This is a genomic window from Peribacillus sp. SIMBA_075, assembly GCF_046534585.1.
Map to the genome: position 1 here is coordinate 1 of NZ_JAWRYN010000310.1, position 319 is coordinate 319.

At 51.4% G+C, this 319-nt stretch carries 1 protein-coding gene; it reads left to right on the forward strand.

What is annotated here, in order from left to right; translation table 11 throughout:
* A partial coding sequence (locus SB775_RS28365; RefSeq protein ID WP_410864506.1) for a phosphopantothenoylcysteine decarboxylase domain-containing protein occupies positions 1-319 on the forward strand: 319 nt, incomplete at both ends.

Below are 319 nucleotides of genomic sequence, written 5' to 3' on the forward strand. Positions count from 1 at the left end.
GTTGTTGCCTTTTTCGAGAAAAAGCAAGTACCTGAGCAAACGCAGGATTTGGCAGGGAAGCATGTCTTGGTAACAGCCGGTCCGACACGTGAAAAAATCGATCCGATCCGCTACATTACAAACCATGCTTCCGGCAAGATGGGCTATGCCATCGCAGAAGCGGCACGGGATAGAGGAGCGAAGGTGACGCTCGTAAGTGGTCCAACCTCGTTGGAGCGTCCTGCTGGAGTTGAGTTCGTCGCTGTGGAATCCGTGCAGGAAATGTTTGATGCTGTCATGCAGCATTTGCCCGAGAGTGATATTGTGATTAAATCTGCGG